The 15,098-nt window shown below is 37.7% G+C and carries 14 protein-coding genes; 3 read left to right on the plus strand and 11 right to left on the minus strand.

Going from position 1 to position 15,098, the window contains the following annotated elements; genetic code table 11:
* Nucleotides 1–283 precede the first annotated feature (283 nt).
* Nucleotides 284–829 carry a GNAT family N-acetyltransferase gene (locus tag NK987_RS01190; RefSeq protein ID WP_259262383.1) on the plus strand — a complete coding sequence of 182 codons (546 nt, stop codon included), beginning with the start codon at nt 284–286 and terminating at the stop codon, nt 827–829.
* Nucleotides 830–835: 6 nt separating this feature from the next.
* Here NK987_RS01190 and trmB read toward each other — a convergent pair whose 3' ends face one another.
* The 9 genes from trmB to holA all read right to left on the minus strand — a co-directional run bounded on the left by trmB (nt 836) and on the right by holA (nt 11,425).
* Entirely contained in the window at nt 836–1,510 is a 675-nt protein-coding gene (gene trmB / locus NK987_RS01195; RefSeq protein WP_259262384.1) for a tRNA (guanosine(46)-N7)-methyltransferase TrmB, read from the minus strand.
* Between the two features lie 2 nt (nt 1,511–1,512).
* Nucleotides 1,513–2,802: a bifunctional folylpolyglutamate synthase/dihydrofolate synthase gene (locus NK987_RS01200; protein ID WP_259262385.1), complete on the minus strand. Its 1,290-nt coding sequence runs from the start codon at nt 2,800–2,802 to the stop codon at nt 1,513–1,515.
* Nucleotides 2,803–2,805: 3 nt separating this feature from the next.
* Nucleotides 2,806–3,765, minus strand: a complete 960-nt coding sequence (locus NK987_RS01205) for an energy transducer TonB (RefSeq protein ID WP_259262386.1) — start codon at nt 3,763–3,765, stop codon at nt 2,806–2,808.
* 1 nt (nt 3,766) lies between these two features.
* Nucleotides 3,767–4,159: an ExbD/TolR family protein gene (locus NK987_RS01210; protein ID WP_258423465.1), complete on the minus strand. Its 393-nt coding sequence runs from the start codon at nt 4,157–4,159 to the stop codon at nt 3,767–3,769.
* Nucleotide 4,160: 1 nt separating this feature from the next.
* Nucleotides 4,161–4,853 (minus strand): MotA/TolQ/ExbB proton channel family protein, encoded by a 693-nt coding sequence (locus NK987_RS01215; RefSeq protein ID WP_258423464.1) that lies wholly within the window; start codon nt 4,851–4,853, stop codon nt 4,161–4,163.
* Nucleotide 4,854: 1 nt separating this feature from the next.
* Entirely contained in the window at nt 4,855–5,607 is a 753-nt protein-coding gene (locus NK987_RS01220; RefSeq protein ID WP_259262387.1) for an SPOR domain-containing protein, read from the minus strand.
* 97 nt (nt 5,608–5,704) lie between these two features.
* Nucleotides 5,705–7,381, minus strand: a complete 1,677-nt coding sequence (locus NK987_RS01225; protein ID WP_259262388.1) for a TonB-dependent receptor — start codon at nt 7,379–7,381, stop codon at nt 5,705–5,707.
* Between the two features lie 16 nt (nt 7,382–7,397).
* Nucleotides 7,398–10,385: a tetratricopeptide repeat protein gene (locus tag NK987_RS01230; RefSeq protein WP_259262389.1), complete on the minus strand. Its 2,988-nt coding sequence runs from the start codon at nt 10,383–10,385 to the stop codon at nt 7,398–7,400.
* Nucleotides 10,386–10,402: 17 nt separating this feature from the next.
* Complete coding sequence (holA, locus tag NK987_RS01235) at nt 10,403–11,425, minus strand: DNA polymerase III subunit delta (RefSeq protein ID WP_259262390.1); 1,023 nt, start codon at nt 11,423–11,425, stop codon at nt 10,403–10,405.
* A 129-nt stretch (nt 11,426–11,554) separates the two neighbouring features.
* On the opposite strand from holA, the gene NK987_RS01240 reads away from it, so the two are divergent.
* Nucleotides 11,555–12,262, plus strand: a complete 708-nt coding sequence (locus NK987_RS01240; RefSeq protein ID WP_259262391.1) for a tetratricopeptide repeat protein — start codon at nt 11,555–11,557, stop codon at nt 12,260–12,262.
* A 5-nt stretch (nt 12,263–12,267) separates the two neighbouring features.
* On the opposite strand, the gene NK987_RS01245 is transcribed toward NK987_RS01240, so the two are convergent.
* The gene (locus tag NK987_RS01245) at nt 12,268–13,110 is read right to left on the minus strand and encodes a universal stress protein (RefSeq protein ID WP_259262392.1); all 843 of its coding nucleotides are present in this window, start codon (nt 13,108–13,110) and stop codon (nt 12,268–12,270) included.
* Between the two features lie 12 nt (nt 13,111–13,122).
* Complete coding sequence (locus NK987_RS01250; protein WP_258423456.1) at nt 13,123–14,043, minus strand: 2-hydroxyacid dehydrogenase; 921 nt, start codon at nt 14,041–14,043, stop codon at nt 13,123–13,125.
* Nucleotides 14,044–14,246: 203 nt separating this feature from the next.
* Between NK987_RS01250 and NK987_RS01255 the strand changes: the two genes are divergently transcribed.
* On the plus strand, nt 14,247–15,098 hold the full coding sequence (locus NK987_RS01255) for a DUF2911 domain-containing protein (RefSeq protein ID WP_259262393.1): 852 nt from the start codon (nt 14,247–14,249) through the stop codon (nt 15,096–15,098).

Below are 15,098 nucleotides of genomic sequence, written 5' to 3' on the forward strand. Positions count from 1 at the left end.
ATTTTTGCATATTTTTTATTTTGTTTATTTGGTTTCGTTTGTATAGTTTTAACTCATCGATAAGGACAAAAGGTCAAATCACCCAATGTTTTTACCTTAATCCATTTGAAAAAACAATGAAAATTTAAAACACAATTCTCGATTACGCTTATCTATCTCAGAAATTCTTTTTTCATTCAAAGTATTATTTTTTTTCGACCATTTATTTTTTTGCTTAATTCACCCAAATAAAAACCCTTCAATTCTGAAGGGTTTTTTGTTTTTTTGGGTTAGGAAAAAATCAATGAAAAAAATCATACTTGGAACAAATTCCCCTTATATATCCATGATAGAAATCAACGAAGCATCAGAAAAACAGCTTTCTATTGTTCAAAAAATAGCCCATCAAACTTGGCCTGTTACATTTTCCAACATTCTTACTCCTGACCAAATCAAATTTATGTTGAGTTGGATGTACGACCTAAAAGCGCTGGAACAGCAGGTCAATGAAAAGGGACATGTTTTCCTTTTGGCAAAAGAGGATGGAGATTTTTTGGGATTTGCATCCTATGAAGTTCATTGTAAGAATGACACAAAAACGAAAATCCACAAAATCTACATCTTGCCCGGTACCCAAGGAAAAGGAATCGGCAAAAAACTCATCAACCACATTAGGGACATAGCACTTATGAATGGAGATAAGTTTTTATACCTTAATGTGAACAGATTCAATGAAAGTGCAATTTCATTTTACAAGCACATCGGTTTTTATGAAGCCTACAGGGAGGTGATCGACATAGGAAACGGATTCGTCATGGATGACATTGTAATGGAAATGAAGCTTGATTAAAAAAAATTAGACAGGTTGAAAATCTTTAAATCTGAATTTCAAATACTTGATTTTTTCACCTTTCTCACTGAACATTTTCTCATATTTGGTCTGAATTCCATGGTGTTCATCCTTATATGGAGAATCATAAAAATCATGGGTATATATCATTATTTCACAGTCAAACCGGTTTTGGATCAATTCCAACGTGTAATCAAACAAACCTGTATTATCGGTTTTGAAGTGAATAATTCCATTTTTTTCCAATAAAGGCTTATACATTTCTAGAAATTTTGGGGAGGTGAGGCGACGCTTTTCATCTCCTTCCCGAGGAAATGGATCTGGAAATGTGATCCACAGTTCAGCAATTTCCCCCTCATCAAAATACCTGTCCAACAACTGGATCTGGGTTCTCAAAAATGCCACATTGTGCAAGTTCTCAGAAATGGCGATTGTACTTCCTTTCCAGATTCTCGATCCTTTGATATCTACCCCTATAAAATTACTTCCGGGATATTCTCTAGCCAATCCAACCGTAAACTCTCCTCTTCCACAGGCCAATTCCACAACCAAAGGGTTTTCATTTTCAAACTGAACAGATTTCCAATTACCTTTTATTGTTTCAAAAAGCTCCTTTCCGGGTTGAATCACATTTCGGCTTTGTTCGTTTTGTTTGAATCTTTCCAGTTTTCTTCTGCTCATAATTACAAATCGTTGATTTCGGCAACTACAAATGTACTTCCACCGATAAATATTAAGTCCTCTTTTGAAGCCAAGTTTTTAGCTTTTTGGATAGCCTCATTTATTTCAGGGATTATTTCTCCTTTCAATCCGCAATCAAAGGCCTTTTGAGCCAAATCCTCTGCTCCCATTGCTCTTGGAATAGTAGCCTGACAGAAAATATACCAAGCATTTTTGGGAAGCATGGACAAAACCTTTGAAACATCTTTGTCATTCACCGTCCCGATGACCATAAATAGATTGTTGAATTTCTGTTCAAAAATCTGCTCAATGATCATTCTGATGCCATCTTCATTGTGACCTGTATCGCAAACGACCATTGGGTTTTTTCCTAAAATCTGCCATCTGCCTTTAAGTCCTGTATTGGTCACGATTTTTGACAATCCAGTTTTAATAGCACTTTCTTCAATATTCCATCCCAAAGTTTTGAGGATATTTATTGCCTGAAGCATCCCTGCGAGGTTTTTTTCTTGGTAATTGCCATACAGGTCGATCTCGATTGAATATTTCTTGCCAGCATCTGTAATCTCAAATTCAGGTCTTCCTGAGCTGCTAAATCCGGACCTTTTCACCTTGATATAATCTTCTGCAAAATAAATGGGGGATTTGAATTCTTCAGCCTTGGTCTGAAAAACAGAAAATGTTTCTGGCTGCTTTTGACTTATCACCACAGGAACTTTTGGCTTGATTATTCCGGCTTTTTCTGCCGCTATCAAGGGCAATGTATTCCCTAAAAATTGCATGTGGTCAAAACCGATATTGGTAATCACCGAAACTTCCGGCAATATAACATTGGTCGAATCCAATCTTCCTCCCATGCCCACCTCAATCACTGCAATGTCAACTTTCTCTTTGGCAAAAAACCAAAAAGCCATACCGACAGTCATCTCAAAAAAACTGGGTTTCAGTTCCTCCAAAAATGCTTTATTGGCTTCAACGAAATCAACCACTTCATTTTCAGGAATGTCAACTCCGTTGATTTTGATCCTTTCGGTGAAGGATTTCAAATGTGGCGAGGTATACAATCCCACTTTGTAACCTGCTTCCATCAGAACTGAGCAAATGGCATGGGAAGTACTTCCTTTGCCATTTGTACCGGCTACGTGGACACATTTCAGTGAATGCTCAGGATTACCAAGGTGAGCACAAATTGCGTGGGTATTATTAAGGTCATTCCTATATGCAGCAGATCCGACCCGTTGAAACATCGGCAATGCATTGAACAGAAAGTCCAACGTTTCTTGGTAAGTCATGGATTAATCTACTTTGATAATAAAAGTGATTTTACCAGTAGAATAATCGGCTGTGGGATTTCCAGATTGGCGCTTGAAGTTGACTTTATTTACTACGGTCCTGTAGTAAGCGAGGACTTCATTAGAGACGTTGTATTCCAATGGAACTGCCTGTACTATTTTACCGCTGTCATCAACGGTTATTTTAAAAACTATTTTACCGTTTCGGGTAGACACATTATCGTTGATAGTCGGTCGGGAAGCGAAATCCCATCCTGCAAGTTCTAAACCTACTCCCGAAGCAGGTCCTGAATTTCCTTCCCCTGTTCCTGATCCCATAATAGCCCTGCCATCTACAGTTCCTGTAGGTTTTCCTTCATCACCTTTTTGGTTAGATGAACCTTGGGCACTTCCTTTTGCCGTTTTGGCACTTGTGCCCGAAGTTCCACCTGCTCCGAAAATTGCCCTTTGGTCAACTTTGGGTTTTTCTTCGGCTTTGGTAGTCGTTTTCTCTGCCTCAGAGGTGGATGGTTGGGTTATTGGTGTAGGATCCTTTTTTGCAGGGCTAGGTTCTTTGCTTGCAGTACTTGATTTCTCACTCCCTTTTATTGGACTAGGCGTTTGGGATTGTGCTTCGTAGGTAGTTTTGGCCGGAGAAGATTTTGGCTTGGCAGCTTGGGTTTTTGGTTCAGAAACAGGTACAGAAGACTCCACAGGTTTGGCAGCAACTTCTCCAGGAGCGGGTGATTCTGTGTTATTGGTTGCAGTTTCTGCTGAAGGGGTGGTGGTCTGGTTATTTCCGCTTCCCTGATCTGTAAATCCAAGATTCAATTCCATCCCATAAGTAGGAAGAGGTGGAATCTGTTCTTTCCATACCACAATGAAATAAATGGCAATCAATAGCAACACATTCACCAAAATGGTAATGATCAGCGCTTTTCTTTTGTTTTCAGCTTCTTGGCTATCTGTTTCCCAAATCTGCATGCTATTTGAACGGTTGTGTTGCGATAGAAACGTTGGCTTCTAGGTTTGCAGCTATTCCTCCGATTTCAACCAAATATTCCACAGGCACTTGCTTATCGATGTGAAGAACCACTTGGCCTTTCTTATCTTTCAATAAGGCTGTCAATTCGGTTTTGATCTGATCTCTGCTTACTACCTTATCATTAACGGAAAACTTGAGGTCTTTGGTTACTGTCACGGTTACTTCCTGCATTACAATATCCGAAGTTTCGCTTGAAGGCAAATTTACAGGAAGCCCTGAAGGAGTGATGAAAGAGGATGTCAGCATAAAGAATATCAGCAAAAGAAAAATGATATCCGTCATCGATGACATGCTGAAAGCGGCATCTACTTTATGTTTGGATTGTAAGCCCATATTATTTGTCCTGTAATAAGTCTATGAATTCCACAGAGGTATATTCCATGCTGTGTACTAATTTGGAAACCTGACTGACCAGGTAATTATAACCCAAGTAAGCTATGATCCCTACCACCAAACCGGCAGCAGTGGTAATCATCGCTTCATAGATGCCTGTTGACAATAGTTTTGGAGAAACCATTCCTTCTTCTTGGGCCACAGCAATAAAAGCCTGAATCATGCCTGTGACGGTACCCAAGAAACCTATCATAGGTGCTGCTCCCGCTACTGTCGCAAGAATTCCAAGGTTCTTTTCTAATTTATAGATCTCAATTTTTCCGACATTTTCAATAGAAACTTCAATGTTTTTGAGTGGACTTCCGATTCTTTCCAAACCTTTTGCAATCATGTTGGCCACTGGAGTAGATTCTCCCTGACAAAGGAATTTGGCTTGGTCAACTTTTCCGCTTTGAACCAAAATTTTAATCTGATCCATCAGGTGTTTGGGGGATTTCGCTGCTTTTCGAAGCGTAATCAGTCTTTCGACAAAAATAAATACAGCTATGACAAACAAGATATAAAGCGGGATCATCATATATCCGCCTTTAATCAATAAATCAAGCAATCCGATACTAGGTTTGCCAGGTTCCATCATAGACAGGGAATCGGCCATCATTTGGCCATCAGTACTCAAAGTTTGTGCTAAAATCATGTTAATATTTCAAAATCCAGGTAGATTCATTAAAGTCCGCTTTGGCACCAGCCAAGGCATCTGTTGCTGATTTAAAACTGCTGTATTTACCAACGGAAAGGCGGTAATTTTTGGTATCTCCATAAGGAAAGATCAACCAAATTTCTTTTCCTTTATCCAAGAAAATCTGTGCTTCCTCTCTTGCTATTTTTTCATTTGGGAGACTTGCCACTATTAAATGGTAATACCTTATTTCTTCTTTTGCTGTTAATATATTCAATTTCCCTGTTGCTGATGAAGTGGTTGCAGGTTCAGTAACCACAGGAGCTGGTATTTCTTCAACTTCTGAAACGATAGAATCATTTATTGTTTCAACTGGTTCATCTATTTCATGCGCTTGTTGGATCTGCGGCTCTGCAACTTTATTCTCTACCATTACGCCTTTTTCTTCCAAGTTTGATTGTCCCGGCTCATAGTATAAGAAGTAAGCCATAGAAGCCAAAACAATTAGGATCAAAAGCACAAGACTAAAAAGCAAAAGGGCTGAGCTCTTTTTCTTACTTTCAGGAATTTCCGGTGAGTCAAACTTGAGGTCGTTTGTCCCAGATACTTGTTCCTCCAAAATTTCATTTTTCTTGGGTTCACTTTCTTTGATATCCTCAGACTGATGAGAAACTTCATGTGATGAGGTATTCTGTAAAGGTTCCACTTTCACAAATGGAAAACCATAGTCTTTGTCAGCCGGATCGAGGTTATTTTCAGAATCGTTTTCCATTAATGATCTTGGTCTATAAAACTTTTTAAACTAAGCGAATTGGGTGACTTGCAAAACTGATTTTTGAACAAAGGTATCAATCAAAGCCACAGTAAATCTAAAATTTAATTGTTGCTCCCACAATACCTTGGATTCCCCTGACAGGGTAATTCAGGAACCTTTGATTGTTTCTGTTTAATAGGTTATTCCCAATGGCAAATGCAGAAATCCTTTCTGTGACCTGATAATCCGCTTTAAGCTGAATATCCATAATCGCAGGCAAAATTTGAGTCTGATCGCTTTGTTGGTTGAAACCAACAATTCCACCCATGAAATCGGCATTTAGGTAAATCAGCCATTTATCGGCAGGAGTAAACTGGTTGTGGATTTTTAATTCCCATTCGGGTCTTTGGTAAGCAGCTCCCAAAGTACTTAATGTATAGTGATAATAATCAGCTGTTGCCGTCATTTTATACCATCCTTCATATTCCCAACCTACTTTTACTGTGTAGTTTAATACTCGTGTATTTTCATCAAACAACAAATTGAATCTCAAACTGTCTGTAGCTCCGTTGGCAAAAAAGTGCATGTTTCTATACTTTCCAATGTTAAAACCAGCCTCATAAGTTACCCCTCCTAATACTGTTCCTTTGATCCCCGCTCCAGTTTTAAAATTTTGTATAGTATTCAATAATTGGGTACTTGGACCCAAAAATTGGTTTTCCAATACAAAATCGTAATATGTTTTTCTCAAAACATCTCCTTCAAAAATCCCATAGACACCAATTTCTTTGCTAAGCCTATATTCTCCACCTACGGCTGGAAAAATATGAAAGTCCGATTTTTTATTTAGTGTGACATCATTTTCAAAAATAATATTGGCTCCCGCAAAGATTTTCAAAGTTTCGTCCTGATATCCGATATTAGGTTTGATTTTAAAATAATTCCTGTTGATATCACCATACAACTCATCTTTAGGACTTGTAAGTGACAAATCAAAGTCTATTGATCCCTGTAAATTATCGTTATACCAATAGGAAGAATTGGCATCTACAGATACTTCATTTTCAGCAGCTTGAAAGTTATCATTGAAAGCCCTGATATCTAACTTTACAGCATAATTGACACCTTCCATTTTGTCAATGTCCTGAATTCCTCCAAAAAGACGGAATGTGTTCAAAATATTTTGGCTCGGGACATAATCTGCCAAGTTCAAGTTCGAAGGGTCAAATCCATAGAAATTGAATTCGTGCCTGTCATATTTGATCCCGCCAAAAACCTGGAATACATCCATAAAGTAAGTGCCATCCAAGCCGAAATCGGTAAAACTTTCCGACGATTGATTTCCTCTTACAGGACCTTTGGCAAAGCTTTGGTGTTTAAATTTTGCTCCAAAGTCATAGTTTTCATCTTCCCAAATATTATATCGTCCTTCCAATAATGGAGAGCCATAGTTTCCATATCCAAGTCTTACAAATCCCCTATACTGTTCTTCGGCTGTTTTTGGGAAATTTTTCTGGGCAGCCTCTGCTTTGATTCCTACTGGAGGAAGTGAAAGAAAGTATGGCTTTACCTCATAATTGAAGCTTGAATTGCTTTTTGCTGACGGCAAGGTTGGAGTTCTTTCAAATCTCCTTGGCTGCACAGGCAAGGTTAATATCCTGTCTTTTCGGATGATAAATTCCTGGTCTTTGACTTCCCCTTTTTCTTGGGCAAAAACCAATTCCGGAGTCACCAAAAATAAAACAAGACCTGCAATACCGAATATGAAAGCCTTTTGGATTGATCGTTTCATCTGATTTCCTCTCATATTATTTTATTTCAGCCAATTTTTTGTTTGCCATCTCTTTAACTTCGTCATTATTGGAATTTTCAAGAATAGATTCCAAAGTCGCTTTTGCCTGAAACACTTCGTCCAACTTCAGGTAATTATCCGCCAACAAAATAAAACACCTCCCATACCAATAATCATAAGGGAAGAAAGGTCCCGAGAAATCAAATATGGTATTGTTTGATTGCTCATAGTTTTGCTTTTGGGATTGGCCCTCTGCCAATAGAAATAGTCCCTCAGCTCCATGAACAGTCTTGTATTCATTGATCAATTCCATAAGTGTCTCATCTGCTTCTGTTTCTTTACCCATTTCCCTTTGTGATTTTGCTTTGAGCAAAGTTGCTTCGGGAACTGCATCTTGGGTGACGCTTCCCAACTGAACCACCCTATCCGCAAAATAGCCCGCAGAATCAAACTTTTGGGTTTGATAATAGGCATTCATTAATCCTGAAAAAACCTCAAATTCCTCAATTTTATTTCTCGAATAATTGATGGCTTCTCTGTAAAAGCCTATAGCCTGTTTGTAATTACTCTGTTCCATCTCAAGAGCAGCAATTCTTTGGACTGCTTTAATTCGTTGGGTTGAGGCTTTTACTTTTTCTATCAGGTAAAAATATTCCAAGGCTTTCTCTTTTTGCCCCAACTTATAATGTGCATCGGCGATAAAGTAATTGGCTTCATCACGGTTGGCAGATTGAGGGTAGTTTTTAAGATAGCCTAAAAAAGCATTGATAGCTTGATCAAATGAATTACTGAAGTAAAGGTTTTTGGCTGCCTCATATTCAAGGTTCTGAAGGCTTTTGTTGTCAGGATTGGCGTTTCTGTAGGTACCAAGGTATTGAGAAAACTCCTCTGACCTGCCTTGAAGCGCCAATGCTTCCTGCAATCCTACAAGTGCCGCTTCTGCATTCGAAGAATTGGGATGGTTCTGTAAAATCCTTTTATAATCCTCTATGGTTTGATCATAATTTTGCAGGGAAAAATTGGCTACAGCCCTTCCCTCCAATGCAAAGGGAACAAACTGACTGTTGGGACGGCTGCTGATCAACCTGGAATAACCTTCCCTCGCATCTGCATAGCGGGATTCTTCCATATTGATCTGTGATTTTTGGTAAATTGCATCTTCAAAATATAGGCTGTTGGGATATCCTGAAATCAACCTGTCCAACTGACTTATGGCCTCCGTGTTTCTGTTTTGAAAATTAAAAACAACACCTGAGCGGAAATAAGCATAATCTACCGAAGAACCACCTTCATTGATAGCCCTTTGAAAAGCGGATTGTGATTCCGTGAATTTTTTCTGAACAAAATATACATCTCCCAACCTCACCAATGCCTCGTCATACTTGTCAGGATCATCATTTTTACCCCCTTTGTCTACGTATTGCCTAAACTGGTTTTCGGCTTTGGTATATTGCTGAAGGTTAAAATAGGTGTAACCCAAACCATAATAGGATTTTACCAAATAAGGATCAGTTGTTGTTGGTTTAAGACTTTGGAGTGTTTCGTAAGATTTGATGGCTTGCGGACTTCTATTCGTAGCAGCAAAATTTTCACCTTTCCAAAAATGAGCTTGGACGACCAAATCCTTATCTATAGGTGAGGCAAGAGACTTGTCAAAGTAGTTTGTCGCCAAATCATGCTTTTTGTCTCTATAATATACCAAACCTTGATAGAAAGTGATTTTCTGATAGGCGGCTTTTAGTCTTTCAGACTTGCGGGACATTTTTTCAATATGTTCGATTGCCCTGAGGTAATTGTTTGTATTGATCAATGCATCCGTAAGCAAATTTTCTGCTTCATTGGCATAAATCCCATTTGGATAGTTATCCAAATAAGCATCCAACGCATTGACCGCTTCCTGAAAACTTCCTCTTTCCAAGTTGACTTTGGCAAAATTCACCAAGGCATCTTCTCTGATATTTGGATTGCTCGTATTTTTATATGCGGCATTAAAACTCGTTGACGCAAACTGCGGGTTGTTTAATTTGAGATATGCATGTCCAAGGTAGTAGCTGGAAACCTGCCCGATCTCATCTTCGATGACCGCAGACACCTTAAAATAATCACTCGCTCTCTGGAAGTTTCCTGTTTCGAATTGGGCGACTCCTGCTTTATAAACCTGTGACCTGTCCAAATCCCTTTTTCTGGCATTTACAAAAAGGTCATAATTTTGAGCCGCAGCAGCAAAGTTTCTCTTTTCAAAATAGGCCTCTGCAAGGTACAAGTGGATTTCTTCTTTTCTGTCAAGATTAGGTCTGGATTTAAGTACCGGCTCAGCATAATCAATCAATTCATCAAAATATCCTTGTTGATAATAAATCCCTGCAAGCATGTACGGGACTTTTGAAGCATAAAACCCGGATTTTTCAGCTTCTTTAAAATCCTTTATTGCCTGATCATAGTTTCCTGATTCTTTAGAAATAAAGCCTGCATAATAGTACGCATCAGCAGAATATCCCCCTTTCTCGACTTTTACTTGATTGAAATAATTGAGAGCATTTTTGAAGTCTTTGAGTAAAAAATAGGAATAACCTGTTTTGAAATAGATCTCTGATTTTTGCTCAGGTTTGATGGCTGAAGTTTCGATTTTTTGAAATGCCGGAATGGCCTCCCGGTAATTTTTCCTGTCAAAATAAAAACTTCCCAAAATAAAAGCCGCTTCATTCTTTTTGGGATGATTGGGATAATTCCTTATGAAATGGTTAACGAGATCAGCTGACCCGGGATTTTCTATCTTAAGGGCTGATACAGCATGGTAAAAATCTACCAAAACCTGTTGGTTATTGTTTAGATCGGAATTTTTTAACTCTTCATATTCAAATCTTGAACCACTGAACAGGTGCTTATTGAATAATTCAAAATTATCATCTAAAATAACCTGCTTTCCTGATTGGTATAGACCTGTCTGCGCACTTAAGTTGTGGACACACGACAATATCAAAAACAAAATGAAACTTTTCCTCATGGGTGAATAGATGCCTTTTAATGCATGATTTTAAATACTAGTTCTCTAAGAATCTCCTTACTCTCCATTCCGTTTGCATCGACTCCTTTAGAACGCAAATCCGCTTCTTTTATATATGCGAAGCAATCAATAACCTTGCCTAAGCGGTAATTATTTGCAGCTATCCTATATTCTTTGATAAAATAGGGATGAACGCCTGTAATTCTTGCAAGTTCGGCATCAGCCATTTGCTTATTGAAGTGTACCAAAGCGACTTTGCTAAAAAATCCATAAACCAGCGCAATGATTGGAATCAGGGGATGGCTTTTGGGATTTTGGGAGAAATAATGGATGATTTTATTTGCCTTGACGACATCTTTGACTCCCATCGCTTTGGTAAGCTCAAAGTTGTTGTACTCCTTATTGATCCCGATAAACTTCTGAATGTGATCTTTGGTGATTTTTGTCTCGCCTTGAAGGTTGAGAAACATCTTTGAAAGTTCGTTGGAAATTACCTCTAGGTTATTACCAATACTGTCTGCCAAAAAAACTGAGGTTGAATTGTCAATGGTATGTCCTTTACTCTTCACATAACTTTCAATCCAAGAAGGCAAAATGTTGTCTTTTATCTTTTCAGATTTTACAAAAACCGCACTTTTATCCAATTCCTTGGCCAATGCCTTTCTTCCGTCAAGGTTTTTGTATTTGTGGGCAAAAACTAAAATGGTACTCGGCAGCGGATTTTTGATATAATTGATCAGCATCTGATCTATTTCGTCCTTACCAAGTTGGGGGATGTTCTGTGCTTCTTTGACTATGACAACCTGCCTATCTGCCATCATAGGAAACCTTCTAGCATTGTTCAGGATATCAGGGACCGTTACGTCTTTGCCGTACATGACCACCTGATTAAATCCTTTATCATGTGGCTGAAGGGCATTGGTTTCAATGAAATCAGATATTTGATCTATAAAAAAAGGTTCCTCTCCCTGTAAAAAATAGATAGGTGCATATTTTCCTGACTTTAGGTCTTTTAATACATCTTCCGCTTTGTTGGCCATGGTTTGAGTTTTCGATTCAAATATATAAAGAAAACATTTTAGGGAAAGAATACCTGAATAAGGTCTGATTAATTTTAAACTTTATTAGCCCTAGTTTTGTATTTACTTCAGAAATTAACAGTCAAGCAAGTGAAAGAATTTCAATTAAGTATCGCTCATTTCAAGGAAGGCAAATTCGAAGATGCCCTTTCCCAAATTAATTTTTGCATCAAGGAAGACGGAAACAATACAGAATACTATTTTTTCCGGGCCCGTGTTTTTTCACGTTTGGGTGATTTTGACTCTGCTTTGGCAGATTTCAATAAACTGATTGACTTGGACCCCTACAATCCAAGCTATATCAATGACAGGGCAGTGGTACTTCATTTGATGAAAAATGATGAGGAAGCCTTGGCTGAGTTTGATAGAGCTATCAATCTAGACCCAAAAAATCCTTACCGTTTTTCCAGCAGGGCATACTTTAGGGACAGAATCGGAGATTTGAAAGGAGCTATCGAGGACTATGAAAGAGCCATTGAGCTTGATCCTGAAGACGCGGTAGCATACAATAACAAAGGATTGCTTGAAGAGAAACTTGGCTATCAGGAACGAGCCAAATCAAGTTTTTCAAAGGCAGATGATCTGATCGGTTATAGCCCAAATAAAAATACTGAACCAATTCCTTCACAAAGGAAAGATTCTGTTCACGATACCAAAGTGACCCAACGTGAAGAAGAATCAAAAAAGGTAACTGTAAAAGATTATTTCATGGTAATCAAAAAGATTTTGACTAATCCTTCCACCCGTCATGAATTTTTCGGGTTTATAAAGTCAAAATTTAATAATGAACCCAAATAAAATCACTAAACTTTTTTGATTACATAGAGTGGCTTATTGATGAAATATGACATCTTTCGGGAAAGGTTATTAGAAAATATCTGCTCAAACCATGTCTTCTTTTTGCTCAAGGTAATCAAGATATCTCCTTTGGAAATGATCAGATAATTTTCCAATCCAAGACCTGGTTCGTCCCTGTAAGACTTGAGGACAAAGTTGACTTTTTCATATTTTAAAAATGGCTTAAGTTCCTGAACCATAGTTATGTGCAGTGATTTATCTATATTTTTCATTTTGGTACTCACATGAACAATATCTATTTCACTATCCCAATTTCGGGCTAGGTCCACCACTTTTTGAATTGCGAGTTTATCCTCTTCAAGATAATCTGTAGCATAAACCAATTTTTTTGGTGATTTGAAAAATACCTTTCGGGGAATGACCATCACATCTCTTTCGGATTTTTCCACAAGCCTACTTGCCCTTGTCCCGATATAATTTTGTTTAAAATCATTGACTCCCTCAGTACCCATAATGATAAGGTCAGCATCTTTGACATCAGCATACTCCAATATGGTATTTACCGTTTTGCCTTCAATGAATTCGCTTTGACAAGATTTCAAACCTTTTGGAATACTTTCTTGGCTAACGATATTTACCAAACTGTCCAATTTCTTTTGGATAAAAGAGTATTGATCTCCAGAGTGAAATTCATTTGAAGCCAGTTTTTGATAATCATCTTTATCAGGTACATGGAATAAAAATAAATCAGCATTATACATTTCCCCTAGCTTGGCAGCATATTCAATGGCATTGAGTGAACATTCTGAGAAATCTGTTGGGCAAACAATCTTAAAAGTAGTGTCCATTTTGTTTACTGGTTAATATCCTAAAATTGGGTTTATCTTGTTCAGAAGTGGTTCATGGTTTTTGATTCTTTTATAATTCTCAATTATTTGTGGTATAGCTGAATCCGGATTGGTAACACTTGCTATATGCGGGGTGACTGTGATTTTATCAGAATTCCAAAACGGATGCTCTTTTGGTAAAGGTTCTTTTCTAAAAACATCCAAAAAAGCACCTGAAATGATTCCTTCATCAATTGCGGCCAATAAATCCTCTTCGACAAGATGGTTACCCCTCGCTACATTAATTATATATGTCCCTTTGTTGCATTTACGAAAAAAACCCATGTCAAGGATATTTTCGGTTCTAGGTGTTAAGGGTAACATACATATAATCAAATTTACTTCCTTCAAAAATAAAGGAAGTTCATCACCATGGTAATAAGGATAATCTGTACCTGACTTTGGGCTGTTTCCATATCCAAAAACAGGAAACCGAAGCAACTTTAATTTTTCGATGACATCACTTCCCAAAGCACCTACCCCCATCACTCCCACTCTTGTCTCCAGTTCAGGATTGCTCATATCCCAAATTTTTAATTTTTGGTTTGTTTGATACCTAAAAAGCTGCCTTTGAAAATTTAATGTAGCCATGACCACATAATTTGTCATAGGAATAGTAAGTCCAGGGTCAACAATCCTTGTGATTGGCATTGAAAAGGGTATTTCAGAATCACTCAAAATATGGTCAACTCCAGCACCCATAGAACAGATCAATTTGAGATTTGGAAATTCCTTGAGAATCCCCTTTGGATGCTGCCACAGAATGACGACTTCGACAGATTTCTTGTCAATTATATTTGGAAAAACCTGAACATCAATTCCTGAATCAACCTTTTCAAATGTTTTTACCCAAGAACTTACGTCTCTCCCAGGTGAAATTATTGCTATACTCATTTGACTTTTTAAAATTTAATTCGGTTCAAAATTGCTTTTCTATCTCCTTAAGTAAAAAAACAATTTTTTAAGCGGTTACAAAAGGACCTATTATTTAAAATTAACCGTACCACCTTTTCAAAAGGCTTTAAATAATACACATTGAATAAATTATTATCTTTACAATTGTTAAATCTAGATTAACTAAATTAATATACAAAAAAATGAAAACCAAATCCATTTTATTGCAATTTATATTATTTGCAACATTTTCAACCCTAGCAATAGGGCAACAAATCCAAATGCCACAGGCGAGTCCTTCGGCTACCATCAGCCAAAAAATTGGACTTACTGATGTCATAATTGAATATAGCCGTCCAAGTACGAAGGGAAGAAAAATATTTGGAGAATTAGTTCCATTCGGGGAAGTTTGGAGAACAGGGGCAAATGCCGCTACGATTATCAATTTTAAAAATGAGGCAAAAGTTGAAGGGAATTTAATTCCAGCTGGATCTTACGCGCTTTATTCCATTCCCGGTAAGACAGAATGGACAATTATTCTTTCTAAAAATACAAAATTGTGGGGTGCCGTAGGATATGATCCAAAAGATGACCTAGTAAGGTTTAATGTGAAGCCCGGAAAAACCGGTCAAAAATATGAAACCATGGAAATCAATTTCGTGGACATGACGGATACCGGAGCTACCATCGCAATGAAATGGGAAAACACTAGGGTGAAATTCCGGATAGAGACCGAAGTGGACAGCATAGTGATGGCAGAAATAAAGGCTTTGGTGATAGATAAAGAAGCAGAGAATCCGGGATTGCTTTATCAGGCTGCCAATTATTATTTTACCAACAACAAGGACATGAACCAGGCTTTTGAATGGATCACAAAATCCGTCAGTCAAGATCCAAAATACTGGACGATGCACTTGAAAGCCAAAATTGAATTGGCACTTGGTAAGAAAAAAGAAGCCATTGAAAGTGCAACCAAATCCATGGAAATGGCAAAGGAAGCTAAAAACCCAGATTATGTGAGTCTAAATGAAAGATTGATTAAATCCATAAAATAA

The organism is Aquiflexum gelatinilyticum, from assembly GCF_024813435.1.
Classification (GTDB): domain Bacteria; phylum Bacteroidota; class Bacteroidia; order Cytophagales; family Cyclobacteriaceae; genus Cognataquiflexum; species Cognataquiflexum gelatinilyticum.